The 19,254-nt window shown below is 33.1% G+C and carries 18 protein-coding genes; all 18 read left to right on the forward strand.

The features are described from left to right. The first annotated feature begins 177 nt into the window (after positions 1-177). Positions 178-318 carry a hypothetical protein gene (locus tag OA86_RS15750; protein WP_156127384.1) on the forward strand — a complete coding sequence of 47 codons (141 nt, stop codon included), beginning with the start codon at positions 178-180 and terminating at the stop codon, positions 316-318. Between the two features lie 80 nt (positions 319-398). Further along, the gene (locus tag OA86_RS14530) at positions 399-1,439 is read left to right on the forward strand and encodes a DUF2931 family protein (protein ID WP_039354839.1); all 1,041 of its coding nucleotides are present in this window, start codon (positions 399-401) and stop codon (positions 1,437-1,439) included. Positions 1,440-1,446: 7 nt separating this feature from the next. Then, positions 1,447-2,484: a DUF2931 family protein gene (locus tag OA86_RS14535; protein WP_169743960.1), complete on the forward strand. Its 1,038-nt coding sequence runs from the start codon at positions 1,447-1,449 to the stop codon at positions 2,482-2,484. Between the two features lie 81 nt (positions 2,485-2,565). Further along, a complete protein-coding gene (locus tag OA86_RS14540; RefSeq protein WP_039354843.1) occupies positions 2,566-3,543 on the forward strand; it encodes a DUF2931 family protein in 978 nt (325 codons plus the stop codon). An 11-nt stretch (positions 3,544-3,554) separates the two neighbouring features. Continuing rightward, positions 3,555-4,598 (forward strand): DUF2931 family protein, encoded by a 1,044-nt coding sequence (locus OA86_RS14545; protein WP_074781441.1) that lies wholly within the window; start codon positions 3,555-3,557, stop codon positions 4,596-4,598. Positions 4,599-4,607: 9 nt separating this feature from the next. Beyond that, positions 4,608-5,660 carry a DUF2931 family protein gene (locus OA86_RS14550; protein ID WP_074781442.1) on the forward strand — a complete coding sequence of 351 codons (1,053 nt, stop codon included), beginning with the start codon at positions 4,608-4,610 and terminating at the stop codon, positions 5,658-5,660. 36 nt (positions 5,661-5,696) lie between these two features. Further along, the gene (locus OA86_RS14555; RefSeq protein WP_039354853.1) at positions 5,697-5,996 is read left to right on the forward strand and encodes a hypothetical protein; all 300 of its coding nucleotides are present in this window, start codon (positions 5,697-5,699) and stop codon (positions 5,994-5,996) included. 248 nt (positions 5,997-6,244) lie between these two features. Further along, entirely contained in the window at positions 6,245-8,728 is a 2,484-nt protein-coding gene (locus OA86_RS14560; RefSeq protein ID WP_039354855.1) for an ATP-dependent Clp protease ATP-binding subunit, read from the forward strand. Between the two features lie 24 nt (positions 8,729-8,752). Then, positions 8,753-9,637, forward strand: coding sequence for a lytic transglycosylase domain-containing protein (locus OA86_RS14565; RefSeq protein WP_246008048.1), 885 nt, complete (start codon positions 8,753-8,755; stop codon positions 9,635-9,637). 9 nt (positions 9,638-9,646) lie between these two features. After that, positions 9,647-10,087, forward strand: a complete 441-nt coding sequence (locus OA86_RS14570; RefSeq protein WP_039354858.1) for a GPW/gp25 family protein — start codon at positions 9,647-9,649, stop codon at positions 10,085-10,087. A gap of 229 nt (positions 10,088-10,316) precedes the next feature. Then, positions 10,317-11,363, forward strand: coding sequence for a hypothetical protein (locus OA86_RS14575; RefSeq protein WP_039354860.1), 1,047 nt, complete (start codon positions 10,317-10,319; stop codon positions 11,361-11,363). A 4-nt stretch (positions 11,364-11,367) separates the two neighbouring features. Then, positions 11,368-12,123: a DUF4280 domain-containing protein gene (locus tag OA86_RS14580; protein ID WP_246008049.1), complete on the forward strand. Its 756-nt coding sequence runs from the start codon at positions 11,368-11,370 to the stop codon at positions 12,121-12,123. 24 nt (positions 12,124-12,147) lie between these two features. Beyond that, positions 12,148-14,811 carry a glycoside hydrolase family protein gene (locus OA86_RS15440; protein ID WP_052257547.1) on the forward strand — a complete coding sequence of 888 codons (2,664 nt, stop codon included), beginning with the start codon at positions 12,148-12,150 and terminating at the stop codon, positions 14,809-14,811. Next, on the forward strand, positions 14,795-15,787 hold the full coding sequence (locus OA86_RS14590) for a hypothetical protein (RefSeq protein ID WP_039354864.1): 993 nt from the start codon (positions 14,795-14,797) through the stop codon (positions 15,785-15,787). The genes OA86_RS15440 and OA86_RS14590 overlap by 17 nt, the downstream gene beginning before the upstream one ends. A 644-nt stretch (positions 15,788-16,431) precedes the next feature. Beyond that, on the forward strand, positions 16,432-16,713 hold the full coding sequence (locus tag OA86_RS14595; protein ID WP_039354867.1) for a hypothetical protein: 282 nt from the start codon (positions 16,432-16,434) through the stop codon (positions 16,711-16,713). Positions 16,714-16,799: 86 nt separating this feature from the next. After that, complete coding sequence (locus tag OA86_RS14600; RefSeq protein WP_126340503.1) at positions 16,800-17,450, forward strand: hypothetical protein; 651 nt, start codon at positions 16,800-16,802, stop codon at positions 17,448-17,450. Between the two features lie 232 nt (positions 17,451-17,682). Next, on the forward strand, positions 17,683-18,483 hold the full coding sequence (locus OA86_RS15445; protein WP_052257548.1) for a hypothetical protein: 801 nt from the start codon (positions 17,683-17,685) through the stop codon (positions 18,481-18,483). 120 nt (positions 18,484-18,603) lie between these two features. Beyond that, on the forward strand, positions 18,604-19,044 hold the full coding sequence (locus OA86_RS14615) for a hypothetical protein (RefSeq protein WP_126340504.1): 441 nt from the start codon (positions 18,604-18,606) through the stop codon (positions 19,042-19,044). Positions 19,045-19,254 lie beyond the last annotated feature (210 nt).

Genomic DNA, 19,254 nt, shown 5'->3' on the forward strand with positions numbered 1-19,254 from the left:
AACTTCAACGCCAATTGCTGCAGTGTTTCTCTTTCTTTTAAAGCCTCAATTACTACCTTGGCTTTAAAACTACCATCAAATTTCCTTCTAATTTTTCTCATGTTTTTTCCGACTATTTAAAGTTAATAATTTCAACTTAAATAGTGGTCTAGATTTTCAAGGGTATTATACAATTCCTTGCACGTCACTCTACCTCATGAAGAATTACTTTGGGTTAGAAACAAATATCTTCACCGTTCCAATCAGGATGATGCATTTGGTATGGAAGGAAGTTATGATAAAAAGGGAAATCCGGACCGTAATATTTTAGAAGGTTAAATTTAAAAATAATGAAAAAAATAATAGGATTATTTCTTATAATAACATTTTTGTTTTGTGGTTGCGAAAAAATAAATAATATGAGTGATAAATATGAATGGTTAACACTTACCGTTGCAGACTATGGTTATCCAATGGAAATAAGAAATGGGTCATTTTATAACGAGAAAGGAGAAGATATTGCGGGTATTCCAGCAGATATGTATCTAAACCACCAATGGTGGGATGGTGATTCCGGCATTGCGGTAACGGGAGATCAATACCGGGAAGTTCCCTCAAGCATGAAAATTAAGTGGTTTTCTTATGCAGAGGATAAATTTTATAAAGGAGATTTTAAATTAGATCATGAAAAAATTTCTGCACTTTTTAAAGAAGGATTAAAGTGTAACGATGGAGCAAAAAATTACAACTATATAAAATTGGCTATCGCACCTGGCGGTCAGGTATTTCTATATTTAGTTGGGGGTAATACCGTACTTATAGGTTCCTTTTTGGCTAAAGAAATTTTTATCTTAAATTTTAAAGAGGAGATGGGATATACAGTAGATGAAAGTAGGTCTCAATTTTTAGTTGATTTTACTGCAAAAATGCCCCTTCAAACCCAAAAGGAGATTGCAGAAAAAAAAATAAACACTACGATCTGGAACGATATCAACAAAAAATACCCTTGGAAATATACATTGGAAGCGCTGGAGTTTGAACATCTTCCTTTGACGATGCAGGATGATAAAAAGGGGGCGAATTATATCAGCGGTGAAAAAGCGTGGTGCACAAATACAGATTATTTTACAAAAACTGAATGGAAACCAGTACCTACTGAAATAGATGGCGTTTTCAAAACTTCAGCAGGAAGGACTTTCACCATCAGGATTTACCCCGGAAACGTGGACGGCAAAGAACCTAACAAGCAAACTTACGAAGTGCAAAGAGCGAGGGAACAGGAACTTGTAAAACTCTTCAGGGATTTTTACGAAAAAACAGGCAAGCAGGATTTTGAGATTCATTTAAGAATGGATGACCATTTCAAAAACGGAAAAGTTTTTCTTAGAAAAGGAACTTTAGAACAGGAGATTCCAAATACTGAAGTTGAGATCTTTGATAATACTTTTGGTGATGATTAAACATTTCATGAAATTTTTTGTAATCATTTCAATTTTTTGGCAATTATTCAGTTGCGAAAAAATCGGAACGATGCATGATAACTTTCCCTATTCCGTAACCGCAACATCCCCAACAGAATATCCTACAGAAGTACATCTAGGGTTTTTTACCGATGCTCAAAATCAATTGATATGTGGTGTGCCTAAAACTGGAATGTTGCAGGCAGGTTGGCAAGGAGATGGTGCTAAAGGCGGACAAGGCGGTTCTGTAATCCCAGCGCATATAGATCTTACATATGTGGCTTATGCAGAGAAGAAATTTTATCATTTAGATGCAGACCTGCCAAAGGAAAAGATTCTAGAAGCATTTAGAAAAGGCTACCTTACTCAAAGTAATGAAATAGGTGAAGATGGAAAAAAAATGATGGTTCCTGCGCATTATGACATATTAACGGTAGGCATGGCTCCAGGTGGTATGGTGGTTATCTGGCTTTCTGGGAACAAATCCCGGGTAGAAATTTGTCGTTTGCAAGCTAAAGAAACTTTTGTAGATAAAGATAAATTCATGCCTAATCCCGATCCAAATGAAACACAAGAAGAATTTTTTGCTTTAGGATTTAAGATAGCAATTCCGGATAGCATTAAAGCAGAAATAGAGCAAAAAGGAATTCCATTTAAATTATGGGATGATTATCGAATTCGATATAAGTACCGTTTTGTAGTAAATGCTTATGATGATAAAGATAAGGTAACTGGTGTACACAATCTGCAGTATAGCGGTGAAGAAGATTTTATCACAGAGATAAGCGATGCAGAGAAATACCGGGAACAAGGGATCCCTTATAATGTGACTGTAGAATTCACAAAATATTTTGTAAACATTATTTTTGATGATCGGGAGACGCTTTCAGTATTTGAAGAACTGCAAAAAAAACATCCTGGTAAGCCGATTGATATCGTTTTAAAGCCTACTTTTATGTATAAGGAAATCAAAGTTTCCGTAAAATGTGAGCAGGAAGAAATACCATTAACAAAATACAAAGTAAAAAGTATTGCGGGTGGGTAATAAAATAAACTAATGAAGAAACTGCTTTTTATAAATTCACTACTATTATCTTTTTTAACGTGTCAAAATAAAAAAGACCCGATGAACAAAGAAATTTTTCCTTACGCAGTAACCATAACCGCGCCCAAAGAATACCCGATAGAAGTGCACCAAGGTTATTTGCTTGATAGTAAAGAACAATTTATCTGTGCGATGCCAAAAGCAGGAAGTACCACTGGAAGTTGGCAAAGTGACGGAAGTAAAGCCGGTCAGGGTGGAGATAAAATTCCTTATCATTTAAATTTGACCTATGTAGCGTACGCAGAAAAAAAATTTTATAAGATAGATGCCGATCTCCCTGCTGATAAAATTCTTGAAAATTTTAGGAAAGGTTTTATGGTACAGGGTAATGTATTGGAAGCAAATAATCTATACAATTTAATTCCCGGAACATACGACACTTTTACCGTAGGAGCAGCACCTGGAGGCGTTGTTGTAGTATGGTTATCGGGTGATCATCACAGAGTAGAGATAGGCAGATTTCAGGCAAAAGAAATATTCGTGGATAGAAATGATTTCTACGACAATCCGCAAGGTAGAACTCAACAGGAGTTTTTTGATACAATGTTTGACATTGAGGTTAAACAAGATATTCAAAAATCAATTAAAGAAAAAGGCATCCCGTTCGGATTATGGGATAAATATCGTGAGAAATTTAAATACCGTTTTGTATTCAAACCATATGATGAGAAAGACATGTTAATCAAAAATGCTAATATATATTACAATGGAGAAGAAGAAGTATTGAATGTGGCAGACCTTTCAAAAAAAGAATACAAGAACCTTCCAATTCCACAACACTCAAAATTAATGTTCACCATCTATGGGACTGATATTACTTTTGATGACCAGGAACTACTTTTTGTTTTTAAAAATTTACAAAAAAAGCATCTTGGTAAACCGATGGACATTTTAGTCGCACCCACTTTTATGTACAATGATTTTAAACTATCCGTAAAATGTGAGGAAGAAATTGTTCCGCTTTCAAAATATAATATTGAAAATATTTGGGGCGGGTAAAAATTAATTAATTGAAGAAAACCATCATATTTATTTTAATATTTTTTTTATTTCTTGCTTGTCAGGAAAAAAATAAGATGTCACAAGATAAATTTCCCTATTCCGTAACCGCAACATCCCCAACAGAATATCCGACAGAAGTACATCTAGGGTTTTTTACCGATGCTCAAAATCAATTGATATGTGGTGTGCCTAAAACTGGAATGTTGCAGGCAGGTTGGCAAGGAGATGGTGCTAAAGGCGGACAAGGCGGTTCTGCAATACCTGCGCATATAGACCTTACCTATGTGGCTTATGCAGAGAAGAAATTTTATCATTTAGATGCAGACTTACCCAAAGAAAAGATTTTAGAAGTGTTTAGAAAAGGCTACCTCACACAAAGTAATGAAATAGGTGAAAATGGAAAAAAAATGATGGTTCCCGCTTATTATGATATATTGACTGTAGGCATGGCACCAGGTGGTATGGTGGTTATTTGGCTTTCCGGAAACAAATCCCGCGTAGAAATTTGTCGCTTGCAGGCCAAAGAAACTTTTGTGGATAAAGATAAATTTAGACCAATTCCAAAATCCGGCGAAACTCAAGAACAATTTTTTGACACTTGGTTTAAATTAGCCGTTCCGGATAGCATTCAGGCAGAAATAGAGAAAAAAGGAATTCCATTAAAACTGTGGGATGATTATAGAATTCGTTATAATTACCGTTTTGTAGTAAATCCTTATGATGATAAAGATAAGGTAACTGGTGTACACAATCTGCAGTATAGCGGTGAAGAAAATTTTATCACAAAGATAAGCGATGCAGAAAAATACCGGGAACAAGGGATCCCTTATAATGTGACTGTAGAATTCACAAAATATTTTGTAAACATTATTTTTGATGATCGGGAGACGCTTTCAGTATTTGAAGAACTTCAAAAAAAACATCCTGGTAAGCCGATTGATATAGTTTTAACGCCTACTTTTATGTATAAGGATATCAAAGTTTCTGTAAAATGCGAGGATGAAGAAATAGATTTAACAAAATACAAAGTAAAAAGTATTGCGGGTGGCTAAAATAAACTAATGAAGAAACTACTTTTGTTAAATCTGCTATTGTTGTCTTTTTTAATGTGTCAAAATAAAACTGAACTTATTAATGATCCAGATAACGCTAACACAACCAAAACAGATTTTGGCTGGAGTGCCTCTGTAACCTCCATCAAAGATTATCCTATAGAAGTTCATAAAGGTTATCTTGCTACAAAGAAAGAATTTATCACCGCCTTGAAAAATAATGGTATAGAAGACGACGGTTGGGATGTAGATGGACAGGAAGGTGGCTCTGGTGGCAATCAAATCCCTACTTTGTTGTCTCTCAAGTGGGTGAGCTATGCAGAAAAAAAGTTTTGGCTGCTGGATGAAGTTACTTTGCCTGCCGACAAAATCTTAGCATTGTTTAGGGAAGGTTTTTATAATAAAGATAATGTAAGTAAACAACAGGTACATGAAACTTACAAACATATCGTGATTGGTGTAGCACCAGGTGATGTAGTAGTGGTTTTTCTTACTGGTAATTACCACCGTGTAGAAATTGCGCGATATCAGGCCAAAGAAACTTTTGTAGATATCAATGTATTTTATGATAACCCGAATAAACACTCACAGCAACAATTTTTTGAGTTGTATTTTAACGATCAAGTTTCAACACAATTACAAGCAAAAATAAAAAATGAAGGTATTCCATTTGGTTTGTGGGATACCTACCGCAAACGCTACAATTGGCGGTTCGATATCCAGTTTTATAAAGAGGGTGATAAAATAGAAAAAGATTTGGAGGTTAAATACATAAATGGGGAAGAAAATGATATAAAATTAGGTGCTGAACTAAAATTTATGAATCGTGCATTACCAAAAGAAGCTAGTTTTTATTATAAAACAAATTGGAACGAGGCTACATTTGATGAAGACGAAATTGTTTCTGCCTTTGAAAAAGTGACCAAAAATAATCCGGAAGCAGAAGTCATCATTGTTGCTAAGGTTCAATTTATGTATAAAGGTATAGATTTTACGGTAAAATGTGATGGCAAAGAAGTGCCGTTACAAAAAGTAAAAATTCAAAAAGGTGGTTATAATTAGAAAGAGTGAGGAAAAATAAAAAAGAAATACTTTAAAATGAAAAAAGAAATAATTACAGAAAAAGAACAAAATTTAGGAAGTCATTTAGGTATTAGAATAATTGCTGTACTATTATTTTTATTTATTCTTTTTCTTATTTTCATTACTGGGAATGCCGAAACAATTTATGCAATAATAGAATTTGCGCCATATATTATTGGGGCGTGGATCATTTTTATAATAATAGAGGCAGTAATCTTGCTTGTTAATAAAAAAAGGAAACTGGCAATTGCGAACTTTACGTTGATTATCATCTCAGCACTTTTTTCTTATTTTTTGTATAATCAATTAGCGTAAAATTTATTCTAAAACACTCACAAAATATAAAGTGAAAGAAATTTGGGGCGGCTAATTCCCAAAATTTTTATTAAAACTATCGATCTTTAAAGTTGTTTGTTTCTTTTATTAGTAATCCTCTTTTACCAAAAATATTAAAAGATCTTATTAAATTTTATTAATAGGAACAATTTCAAGCGAAACTGTCACGATTTTTTGGGTTTAATTCCTATATTTGATAAAATTCAATAATAAACAAACCTTTAGATATGAGCGTAATAATTACCAATGAAACCGTAAAGCAGATCATCCATATTGCCCAATCAATTGCAAGGGAAAATTACAATGCTACTTATGGAGCTTCACATCTTTTGCAGGCTCTTGTGCACAAAGACGGAGGTTTGCGCGAATTTCTGATCAGCATCGATAAAGATCCGGCTTACATCTACGAATGGGCCGAAGTTCGTATTGAAGAATATCCTAAAACTGGCAATCTGCCAACAGAACCAACTGCCGATGACAAAATTAATACCATCATGTCTGAAGCCGATGATATCCGCATCAAATTGGGGCTTGATGATATTTCGGCGATCTGCGTTTTAGCGGCAATTACCAAATCAAATATCGCCTACACCGCGCAGGAATTAAAATCGCTTCCCTTACGCGAACATGAAATTCTAAATTATTTTCAGGGCGAAACTCAAAAAGTAGCCTCGCAGGAGAACAATCTTCTTTCAGGATTTCAGGATCAAAAATCTTCTTTTCCGGCGATCTCCAGCTATTGTACAGATATGACGCAAATGGCAAGAGATGGAAAATTTGAAACCATTGTTGGTCGCGACAAAGAATTGCGGATGTTGGTAGAAATTCTTTCCAGAAAAACCAAACCTAATGTAATTATTGTTGGCGAACCGGGTGTTGGAAAAACGGCTCTTTTAGAAGGTTTTGCTTCAGAAATAATCAATGGAAATGTTCCGGAATTATTAAAAGAAGCTACTTTATTAGAATTAAACACTGGTTCTTTATTGGCAGGAACATCCTACAAAGGAGAAATTGAAGACCGTCTTAAAAAAGTGATTACAGAATGCAAAAAGATCAATAAAGCGGTACTTTTTATCGATGAGATACACGCATTATTAGACCCTAAAGGAAGCGCGGGAAATGTCGCAAACCTTTTAAAACCTGAACTTGCCAGAGGTGAAATCACGGTAATTGGTGCAACGACTCAGGAAGAATATCGAAAAATTATTGAACCTGAACGCGCATTTGACCGTAGGTTTGAAGTCTTGTTGGTTGAAGAACCAGATGAAGCAGCCTGTGTAAAAATGATCAAAAAAATTCTTGAAGGTTATAAAGAGCATCACAATGTAGATGTAGATGAAAACAGTTTGGGAGATTGCGTAAAATTGGCAAAAAGATATTCGAAAGGAAAAAAACTGCCGGATTCAGCCATTGATCTGTTAGACCGAACCATGGCATCCATTAAAATGCTGGACGAACTTTCGGAAGGAGAACTTGAAAAATGGAAAACAAATTATGAAGAGATCATTAAAGAAATACCAGAAGATGATCCTTTATTGGTTGATGAATTACTTTGGAATTTCCAGTTGCTTCAAAATAAATTGAGTCCAATTCTTTGGGGTTCGTTATCAGAACAGCACGTTTTAGATAACTCAATGGATGTGAGTCAAATTAAAAAAATTATAAACGAAACTTTTGAGGAGCTCCTCAAGCACGCTTCAGTAAAACGTGAAAAAGTAGGCACTCTGGAGATGGCAGCAGTAATGGCTTCCAAAACAGGAATTCCTATCGGTAAAATTCAGTCCGGAGAAAAGGAGAAACTCATGAATATGGAAGATCTGCTCAAGAAAAGAGTAGTCGGACAGGATCATGCGCTTAAAACTTTGGCAGATGCAATTATTGAAAACCGAAGTGGACTGAACAAACCGGGTCAACCCATCGGATCTTTTTTCCTGCTTGGACCAACTGGGACGGGGAAAACAGAACTGGCAAAATCGATGGCAGAATTGCTCTTTAATGATGAGAGTGCCATGATCAGATTTGATATGTCCGAATTTAAAGAAGAACATTCTGCAGCTTTGCTTTATGGTGCTCCTCCGGGATATGTTGGTTATGAAGAAGGTGGAGTTTTGGTTAATAAAATCCGTCAGCAACCTTACGCCGTGGTTTTATTTGATGAAATTGAGAAAGCACATACTTCTGTTTTTGATGTATTTCTTCAGATTATGGATGAAGGAAAAATTCATGATAAATTGGGCAAAGAAGGGGATTTTAGCAACTCTTTAATTTTATTTACTTCAAATATCGGTAGTGAACAAATAGTAGAACATTTTGAAAGAAACGAAATTCCGGGAACCAAATCTTTAATGAAGATCATGACCGATTCAGGTCGTTTTCGTCCAGAGTTTTTAGCCAGAATTACAGAAATTATTCCTTTTTCTCCGATCACAGAAGCAATGGCGGAAAATATTTTCAAAATTCAGTTGAAACCTTTGAGAAATGCATTGCAAAGATTGGGTATGACTTTCGATATTTCAGACGCTGCTGTGAAAGAATTAGCATTAAATGGTTTCAGCAGTAAATATGGCGCCCGACAAATTACAGGTGTGATCCGCTCTCAAATTGCACGGCCAATATCAAAAAGAATTGTACGGGAAGAAGTGAAAGCCGGCGAGCAAATTAAAGTCGATTGGGACGATGAAATAAAAGAATTAATATGGACCGTAAACTAACTGAAAATTTTTATCAGAACTATTTTGAAACAACTTTTTTTTAAATATTGTATTTTATTTTCTTGTGTAATTTCTTCTCAGAATATTTTCGCACAGCGTTTGACCGCCACAGATACTTCTGAGAAAAGCGTTCGTAGGTATCAGAATGTGATTAATAACAATAAGCAGTTGGTTCGTTTTATCGAATATTGTTTTACGAAGAGAAACATACCAAAACATATGCGGAATCTGGCAATAATAGAATCTGGCTTAGATAAAAGTCAGGTTTCTTCGGCAGGTGCAGCAGGAGTTTGGCAGTTCATGACAGGTCATGCCAATGATTATGGATTAACGGAGAGTGACCGATCAGATATGTACAAAAGTACAAAAGCCGTCAGCAATTCGCTCATTAATTTGTACAATAAATACCACAATTGGGTGACGGTTGTTGCGGCTTATAATTGTGGCGGCGGAAATGTAAATAAAGCGATGCAGAGAGCAGGCTCAAAAAATTATACCGATTTCGAATCCTTTTTGCCTTTAGAGACACAAAATCATGTTCAGAAATATTTAAATGCGTGTTATGCAACGGGAGAATTGAATTCAGTTTTGCAGGATTATTACAAAACTCCTGTAAAGCAGAAAGAAACGCCGAATAAACAATCGGTTGATATTAAAAAGTTTAAAGAAAATACGGTAAAAAATCAGGGGAAAATCGATTTAATGGAAACAACCATTAATGGAGCCTATCATCTAGACACGATCTTAAAATATTTAAAAATTGAAAAAAGTCAGTTTTTAAAATGGAATCCTGAACTTGAAAGAAATCTTGCTCAGAAAGGCGAATCGATCTTGATTTTACCAAAAAATTTGATGGATATGTTCACCATTAATAAATATAGAATTCTAACGGAATCTCTTAAAAAATAAAGATAAGATATGGATAATGAGAATTACAGATTGCCCTTAAATCCTTTGTCAATGATGATGAACGGCGGACATATTGATACGTGTGGCGTGGGTGAAAGTATTGCTCAAAATATAATGCTGCTGATCATTACCAAAAAAGGAGAAAACAGATATGATGAACAGTACGGAAATGATGTCTGGAATTTAGAATTTGATAATGGAGTTACATCTGCAATGTGGGAAAATATTTTTGTAAAAAGTCTGCAGCGCCAAATTGATGATTATGAGCCACGACTTATCAATGCGAGAGTGCAGGCAAATATAAAATTTGTAGAACATAATTATGAGACAAAAGGTTTTACTGAAGTGAAAAAGAAAGTAAAAGTAGTCATCAATGCGAAATTAGAATCGACCAACGAAGCTTTTAATTTTTCTACAGAAATATTTTTAAGCCCAATGTCTATTGATTAAAAAGAGTATAAAATTTTTTTGATATTTAAAGTGCGATAAATTATTATTGCATTTTTTTTGCTTAATAGTCAGAATTTCAAAAGATTACAGTTCTAAATCTTTGTGGTGAAAGAGTAGTTTGTAGTAGAACTACTACAAAATTCAAACTTTTAGGTCTGAACGTTTTTCGGTTTCCTTTTTTCCTTACTTTTACTACAGAGGAAATTTTACTGATTAAATTACACTTCTTATGCCTAATACCAATATGGAAGATTTAATTACCATTTACGATGTAACACCCAATGACACCTTGGTCAAAATTGGACAAAAGATTGGGATGACTGCCGATGAGGTGCGCGATTTCCACAATTTAAATTGCGAGCGAAATGGCTTAATGTGGTTTAATAATCTCGTGGGTATTGAAAAAATCGTACTTCCAAAAAACTACAAAAGTGCAGCTCAGATCAGAAAAGAAAATTTAGCGGCCGTTCCACTAAAAATGATGGCTCCAGATTTTTTTGCAAAAACTTATGAGGTTTTAGAATCCTACGAAAGTGATTTTGAAAATAAAGTAGAGATCGCGTACACGCTCGATATTCAGCTCAAAAAAATGGAGGAAAATCAGATAAAAGGTTTCGTCTCCTCCATTCATTGTTATGATTTTAAAAAGAACGGGGAAAAACCGGATGATAAAATGAGCGAACTTTCCATTGCCTGTGCGGAAATTATTGCACCGATAAATCTCATCATTTCACCTGAAGGAAAAATTTCGGGCATTTTTCAATTTGAAAAACTGCTTAAAACATTTGAGGAAAAGAGGAAAGATTTAGAAGATTTTTTTATTGGTGAAGTCTCAGCAAAATATATGGATCAATTTGCGAAAAGCTTGTCCGATGAAAAATATTTCGAGAAGCAGATTCGTTCCACTTTACTGTACCAGGTTTTATTTCCCTCTATGATTTGGTTCTACAAAGAGTCAGCCTGGAAAGAGGAGTTTTATTTGGTCAAAAACTCTTTCCCAATAAATTGTATCTTTAATGTAGATTTTATTCATTTGGACGAGGCAAAAATTCAAACCGATATTAAAGGCGAAATTCAGGATAAAATAAGTCTGCAGGAATTACTGAAGGGTAAAAAATTCGAAGAAGAGCCGGAAGAACCGGTGGTCGGATTGGTAGAATTAAAATACACGACGCACAAAAACACAAAGCAGATGCTCTATGCAGAAGCGGGTGTTGCACTTTTACTGGAAGGGGAAATTTACAGGAAGCAGAAAATATTACTTTCAAAAATTTAAGACCATGGAAGATTTAAATAAAGATAAAAAATTGTCAGAATTGAAGACGCCACCCAAAAACCAAGATTCCGGAACTTCTTCGCCAGATTTTGGTGGAGATTTTGCACCGCAGTCCAGCGCGATGAGAGAGAATGATGAGGACGATCTTGATCCTATGAATGGTTTCGTTGATGAAGGAGATGAAATTTCGGAAAGTAAAGAAACTGATAAAAATTCTGCAGAATCTAAAGATCGTGATAAAAAAGAAGAATCAAAAGAAAGCAAATCCAGCGAGCACGACGGCAAATATTTCGTAATTCAAAAAGGCATGTGCAAATGCGACCAAGGTTTCAAATTCCCCAAATTTAAAGTCACTTCTCACAAAAAACATTACTGGAATAATGAAGAAGGTGAAGCAGATTATCTTGCTGTTACAGAAGATGATCTGATGCTCGATCCACCTGCGATGCCCTTCGGACAGTGCAAATTGCAACCGTCAAGTGGCGGATATTTACCCTGTTCTTATGCACCCGCCGGAAAATGGCAGAAACCTTATGAGAAAGTAAAGGTAATGGGACACAGTTGTCTGACAGAAGTATCTGAATTGATGTGTTCTGTGGGTGGGAAGATTACTATCATGAAACATGGGCAGCAGAGTGAGGCAGGGAAAAATAATGCAGCAAATGCAAATTCGAGGGAACAGGAAATTTATAATCCGGTTATGGATTATGAAGAGTTTCAGGAGGACGTGAATGAGGATTATAGTGAGGATTATGTTTAGTTTCAAATTTCAAAAAAGAAAATTATGATTACCGGAACCCAGAATCCAGTTGTAGGAAAAGACGAAATTTTTCAGTTCAGCGATGGTTTAGATCTATTTAATTCTTCGAATGCTACTTATGTCTGGAATATCTGGAAAAAGAAAGCTGGAACATGGATTAACATCACACAAAAACCTCCAAAAATGGGAAAAAAAGTTTCCTTTAAATTTGGAGAGAAAGTGCTGGGTGAAGAATTTAAACTGGAAGTTTTTAAAGCCACCCCTAAATTGTTCAGCGAAGAGTTTGAGGCGAAATCTGCAGGAGAATTTTTCCTGGTTCCCACTTCCAGTAAAGTTCCAAAAATTGATAAAGTTGTTTTGTACAATCAGGGTGCAAAAGACCCCAACAAAGCAAGTTATCGGGACACTTTAGTTGCAAAAGCCTATTGCATTGCGATGTTTAATCAGGAAGTGGAATTTCAATTGTGGGAAGATGATGCTCCTGAAGGAGGGCATAATCCTCAAATTAACAAAAATAACCAGGTTCCAATTATTTTAAAAGCAAGAGTTAATAAAAACGGAATTGCAGAAAAGAAGATTAGTTTGAGTTCAAACGAAAAAATATTGAGAGCCATAGCTAATAAATACATGATGAAAGACGATCAAACCGAGGGTGCCAATCATGAATTTTATGTTACGGCGAGTTATGCGGGGAAGATCAAAAAAGCGAGTCAGTTTAATGTTGATGTGGCGAATCCTGATCATCAGGGAAAACCTAAAGATGACACTGCAAAGTTTCCGGCTACCAATGATAGTAAAACTAAATCTCAACCAGATCCAAAAGGAAATATTAAAGATGCTTACTTTGTAAACGATAAGAATCAAAAGTTAACAAGTGTACTTGTAGATACCCACGTCAAAGTTCAGATTTTATCAAGTAATCTGATAGGGAAATATATCCAATATGTAGTTTGGGAAAAGGATTTTGGAATACATGATGAGATTTTCCGGAGTGGGAAAATAAAAGTTCCTTCTGATATTTGCACTACTGGAGGTTTTAAAATTACAGAAATTCATTTTCAGAAAGGAATTGACTTACCGGCAGGTGATCCAGATTCTGATAAACAGAATTACTTTTTAGAGATTATCGTTTTAGATTCTACTGCCGAATCTAAGAAATTTGGTTTGGATGATGCGGCGCCGCAACAGATGGAAGTGGTGAAAAGTGCGGCGATGGTGGATCAAACAAAAGCACCACCCATTGTAAATTGTGGTGAAAAATATTGTATTAAAAAAGGAGATGACAATGAATTAATACGAGAAATTAATATCCGCTTAGCTGGTTTTGGAGGAAATGTTCCTACCACTTTATTTACAGACCGTACCGAAAAAATGGTAAAACAGTTTCAGCGAGATTACATGAAAGTTCCTGAAACTGGGAAAGTTTGTGGGAATACTTTAAAGGCAATTGATGAGTTTTCAAAAAACTTTGATATCACTACAAGTTTATGGAGCGAATTGAAATGCTCCTGCTCAACAAAGGGCAAACAAGCAACAAGTAAACTGAGAGGAACTAAAGAAACGAATAATTGTAAAGGATTCGGAGATAAAACAGGACAGAATACTTCTCCTGAAGCAAGTAATAAATATGAATTTCCTGGAATTCACAGATCTTTACTTTTTGGTTTTAAGGCTTTACAATTTTATTTTAGTAAACAAGAAACATATAAAATAGACTCTTTTTCCTCCGGTTATAGATGTAGATTTAAAAATTACAAAACGACTAATCATCAAGGAAAAGCTTTAGATATACAGTTCAGTAAAGGCAATTGGGCAATTAGAGGTCCTCAGAAAAAAAATCTTACTGAATTGAAAAGTATGAGGGATGATATTTTTGTCAAATATTTAGGTGCTCAAAAGGAATGGCCTGATCTTGATCTATATTCAATCGAACCGATAGATTTACTGTATTACAGAGATGGAAGTTTGAGATATGATCACACCTTCAGCTGGATACATATTGACGTGAGACAATATAAAAAGGAATATCTGGATGATAAATATTTTTGTACAAATTTAGTTTCTTTAAATGGACGAAATATCTTTCAATGGGCTATTGAACTAGGGTTTAAAGATACCTGTAGTTGTATGGGTACTGGCACAGCAGAAACAAATATGAAACAGGCAGATGGAAAAGATGAAAGAGTAGATCCTAAGACTTTAAAAACATCCAAAAAAGGCATCGAATTTATCAAAGATTGGGAGAGTTTTAAATCAAAAGCATATAATGATTCAGAAGGATATTGTACGATTGGTTACGGACATTTAATTGATTATAAAAAGTGTGAAAATATTACATTACCCGCTGAATTTAAAAATGGTATCACAAAAGAGAAGGCAACAGAATTATTTAGTGCAAGGTTGGGAGAATTTGAAAAAGCTGTTCAAAATCAAATTACAGTAAATCTTTATCAATATGAATTTGATGCACTAGTAAGTTTAACTTTTAATACAGGGGTTAAATTTTTAAGTGTAGGAGGCGCTAAAAAAGGTGACACAAAAATTAAACTTAAAATTAATAATAAAGATTACGAAGGTGGTGCAGACGAGATGGCAGATGTTACTAATGGTGGCACCGTAGGGTTAATTAAAAGAAGAAAAGCAGAAATAAATATGTTTAAAACAAATACTTATGATTCCACACATTAAAATGAGCAAATTATTATTGATTTTAGTTATATATATAAGTATATCATGTAAGGAAAATACTTCAAATAATAATAAAGATTTTAAATCTACTAGCATTGATAGCGTAAATGCTAAAAAAGCAGAAATTAATTCTGTAAATGAAGCTATTGGTTCAAATTACACAAAAAATACGAAAGATAAATGGATTTTCGAAAATGTAGAATCAATTTGGGAATCAACAAAATGTAAAAATATAGATCAATATACAAGTGTCGATTTTTATTTTTCAAATGATTCTGTATTTATTAATAATGTTTATACAGATGACATTTTTAATGGAGAAATTGAATCTGATATTTTATATAAAAAACATGGATTAACAAAAGAATTTATTTTGAAAAAATTTAATTTGGATACCCCTGAAAAAATTGAATATATTAGAAATAAAAAAGCATTTGATAAAAGTTCAAAACTTGATTTATATTTTCAAGATGCTTTTTTTATTGACAAATATCTTCTTTTTGAAAAAGATGGATGTGTTTACAAATTTAAAAATAAACTTTTCGAAAAAAAATATAATCACCCAACCTTAAATTTTCCAATCTCAAGCAAAGAAATTGAAAAAATAGAGCCTTCTAAATTACAAAATAAGATTTTTAGTGATTATAATTGTGGGACGGAATCTCGTGGTTATTACCTAAAACGAATAAATGAATATGATATTTTCATTTTGATTAATGATTGCGGTGATTTTCCCTATAAAGACTTAATTTCAGTAAAAGGAAATCAGATTATTTCAAAAATATTAATAGAATCAGATTCTTGGGATATTGAAAAAGATGAAAAGAACATAAGAGATGAAACCATACTTAAATTTAAAATTAGTAATCCTTTCGATATTACTATTACTCAAACTCACCTAATTAATAGCAAAATTGATAGAGTTAAAGAGTACAAATATGTACTAGATATCAATGGTGAATTTGTGGAGAAATAAATATTATAAAACATTACTTCTAAAAATACGATAAATCTGCACAATCTTTTAAAGCGAGAGTAAATTTAAATGGCATTACGGAAGTAAAAATCTCCCTGCTTTCAAATGCCTGTCTCCTAAAAATGCTAGCAAATGAATTCATGATGAGAGAGATCAAAAGTGAAGGCTCCATCATGAATATTATGTAACGGCCAGTTATGCATGCAAAATACAGAAAGGCAGCCAGGTAAGTGTAATGTTGCTAATTCTGAAAATCAGCGGAAGCACAAAAACTAATCTGCAAAGTTCTCTTTTACTAATGAAAAGTCAAAACAAATGTAGGTAGTTCAGGTTTTTCTATTTATAGAAATGGTGATATAAAATATATAAAATCTCAAGATTCAATAGCATATTATGTACAGAAAGAAGATGACTGAAATAATTTCGTTAAATTTTTTACACTTACTAAAAATTCCTACGAATTTGTAAAATTTCCTGATTCTGGCAGCGGTTTTAATAGATATGGAGGAGTTGATACAGGTGGTGAATCAACAATTGAATATGTTGGTAAAGGTGATCATTACCTTAAACCAGAAACTGCAGCAGCATTAGTTGGAATAGTTTCACACATAAAGGACAAAAATTGGGAAATTCATTTCGGAGATATGTCCTCAGAAAACGGAAGTGACCCTACAAGTACACCGTCGAAAGCATCAAGTCATCATGCTGGTCATGGTCATAAGGGAAAACAATCAGGCTTAAATGCTGATTTTAGATGTCTAAATAAGAATGGCAAAAGTTTTCAAGGTGTAAGCAGTTCAGATGTTTTTGATGATGCCAAAAATAAAGAGTTTTTCACAATTGCTTTAAAATATGGATTTAATAAAAATTATACAACTGGTAAAACCTATTCAGGAGTAAAATTCAAAAGTTGGTTGTCATTATGATCATGGACATATTGGTGCTTTATCAATACCATTTGAAACTGTAGAAAGAATAGATGCAAAAATCGTTCAATAGAAATTTTAATATTATGTATATAAAAATATTTTTAGTCTTGTTAATTTTATCATGTAATAATAAAACTTCTGAAAATTCTCCTAAAAGTAAGATAAATTTAAAGGATTCTATTAAGGCTCAAGTTAAAATAAAAGATGATGCACATATAGTATTAAATAATAATGGATTTGTCATATTGAAAAATACATTTAATCATAAAAATTTATTAACAATATATAATATAGACGGTTCCAAGTGGAAATCTTTTAAATTCAATGATAATTTTAGTGATGAAGAAATAAGTCCTTATGCTATAAAACCTGAAAATATTTTACTTGTCTTTAAATATCTAGGTAAAGATAATGGATTTTATAAAATCATAGTCAATGAAGATAAAAATATTACAAAATATATAAAAGAATCTGATCAAGATTTTAAATACCAAACTATCAATGAACATATTTTAACCGTATTTTCCGTGGATTTTAATGAAAAGGAAAACCCATTATTATCTCAACCTAATGAAAAGTCTCAGCAAAATCCAAAAAATAAAAATAGTTTCTATTATCCTATTAAAATTAGTGGTGATTTTTTAATGGTAGAAGATGACAATAAAAAAGATTTTTGGATAAGATGGTGCGATGAAAAAGGTAATTTAATTTTAACTTTATATTATGATGCGTAAAAAATTGAAAATGAAAAATCAAATAATCCTATTTTTTTTTTAGCTTTATCAATTTGAAGACCACTAAGAATAAAGCAACAACTTTAGATAATCATTCCAGTTTAAAAAATTTACAACTTATAAACCCAAAATTTCAACGGCAATTCTCCGTAAATTTATAAAGTGAAGAGACTACAATTGATACCTCATTTATTACATATTTAAATCAATCATCAAACCAATACAATAACGAATGAAAAAATATTCTTATTTGTTTACTTTAATTATTTTATTTTTCAGTTGCGACAAGGGTAATTCTATTGTTCTAACTCAAAAACCTGTTCATCAAAGTAGCAATATTGATAAAACTGGTGTTGATTCCAGGGGAGATATAAACATTAGCGGAGAATGGTTTTATGAAGTTAATTCTGCTGATAACGAATTAATGAACAAAATTTTTCGGTTAAAGATTTTTGTGAAAGATGGTATTTTGAGTGGTCAGTATTGTGCGATTGCCAGAAATGGAAATAAAATTGACTGCTCAGATGATGAGATCAATAATTTAACGGGTGAAATTGCAGGAGGTAAGTATAAAGTAAACTTTTCTAGTTTTTTTGGAGGTAAAAATGGCGAAGCAGAAATCACAATTTTAAATGAGAATTCCATCAACTGGAAAATAGTAAAAAACGTAGAAGGTGGTGAATGTTATGCGCCTATTAAATGTAATCTCATAAAAAAGAAACAGACTAGTGAACTTGACGGTTCCTATATTTTAAAATCTTGCGAAAATGGACGGTTCAGGATAAAACTTATCAAAGTAAAACAAGATTATAATTTCTTAGTCTATGACAAAAATAAAATTATTTCAAAAGGATTATTAGCTATTTATAATTCTGAAATGCCGAAGCAAATTGACATTGGGAGAATTGGAGGTATTTTTTATGGAGACAGTATTGTTATTCAGAATAGCGCTAATTCTATGAATCAGTTCACTAATTTTACGCAATGTGATGAGAAGTATCTTTCATTTATAAGAAGTAAAAGCAATGACTAAAAAATTATATTTCGGCTTTTTCCTAATTCTATTTTCAGTTTGCACAACTTCTTGCAAAAAAAAATTATCCCAGAAGGATACAGATAATTTCTCTAAGCAAGATTCTGTAGTATTGTGAGGTTGGATAAAAAGGACTGTAAAAATACCATATCTTCTGCTGTAGATATCCCTATTTATGATAAAACGACAGATCCAAAAACTGCAAATTATGAATTACTGGAAACATCTTCAATAAAAAACTTAAAAGAATATAGCTGTGCCGAAGAAAAAACTAGGTACATTTCCTTACCGAACAAAGATGATATTCGATTATTTTTAGTTCCGCAAGATTGTGGAGATTTTGACTATCGGTACTACTTATTAACCATTAAAAATAATGCAGTAGTTTCTGATTTGTATGTTGAAGGCACTTCGCAAGAACCGGAAGATGACAGTTCTAAAGAAAATACGTCTTTTAAAATTGATAAAGATTTCAAAATTTTTGTCAAAACAGAAATTTCAAATTCAACCAAATCTATCTCTTATAAAATCGCTGAAGATGGAAAAATAGTTGAACTTTAATATTACAAATCAATAATTAAAAATTTCGGTTTCTGTTTTTAATAAGTTCCTTTTTAACGGAAGAAGAGGGCAATGAATTCCACTAATTCTTCCTGTGAGATCGCTATTGATACTTGATTAGGCAACTAGCTTCTTGTAAATACAAATAATAATAAATATTGTTTCACAAAATATTGATCGTGCAAATCTGGTATTCTTATCTATAATGCA

Source organism: Kaistella jeonii (assembly GCF_000812865.1).
GTDB classification, from domain to species: Bacteria; Bacteroidota; Bacteroidia; order Flavobacteriales; family Weeksellaceae; genus Kaistella; species Kaistella jeonii.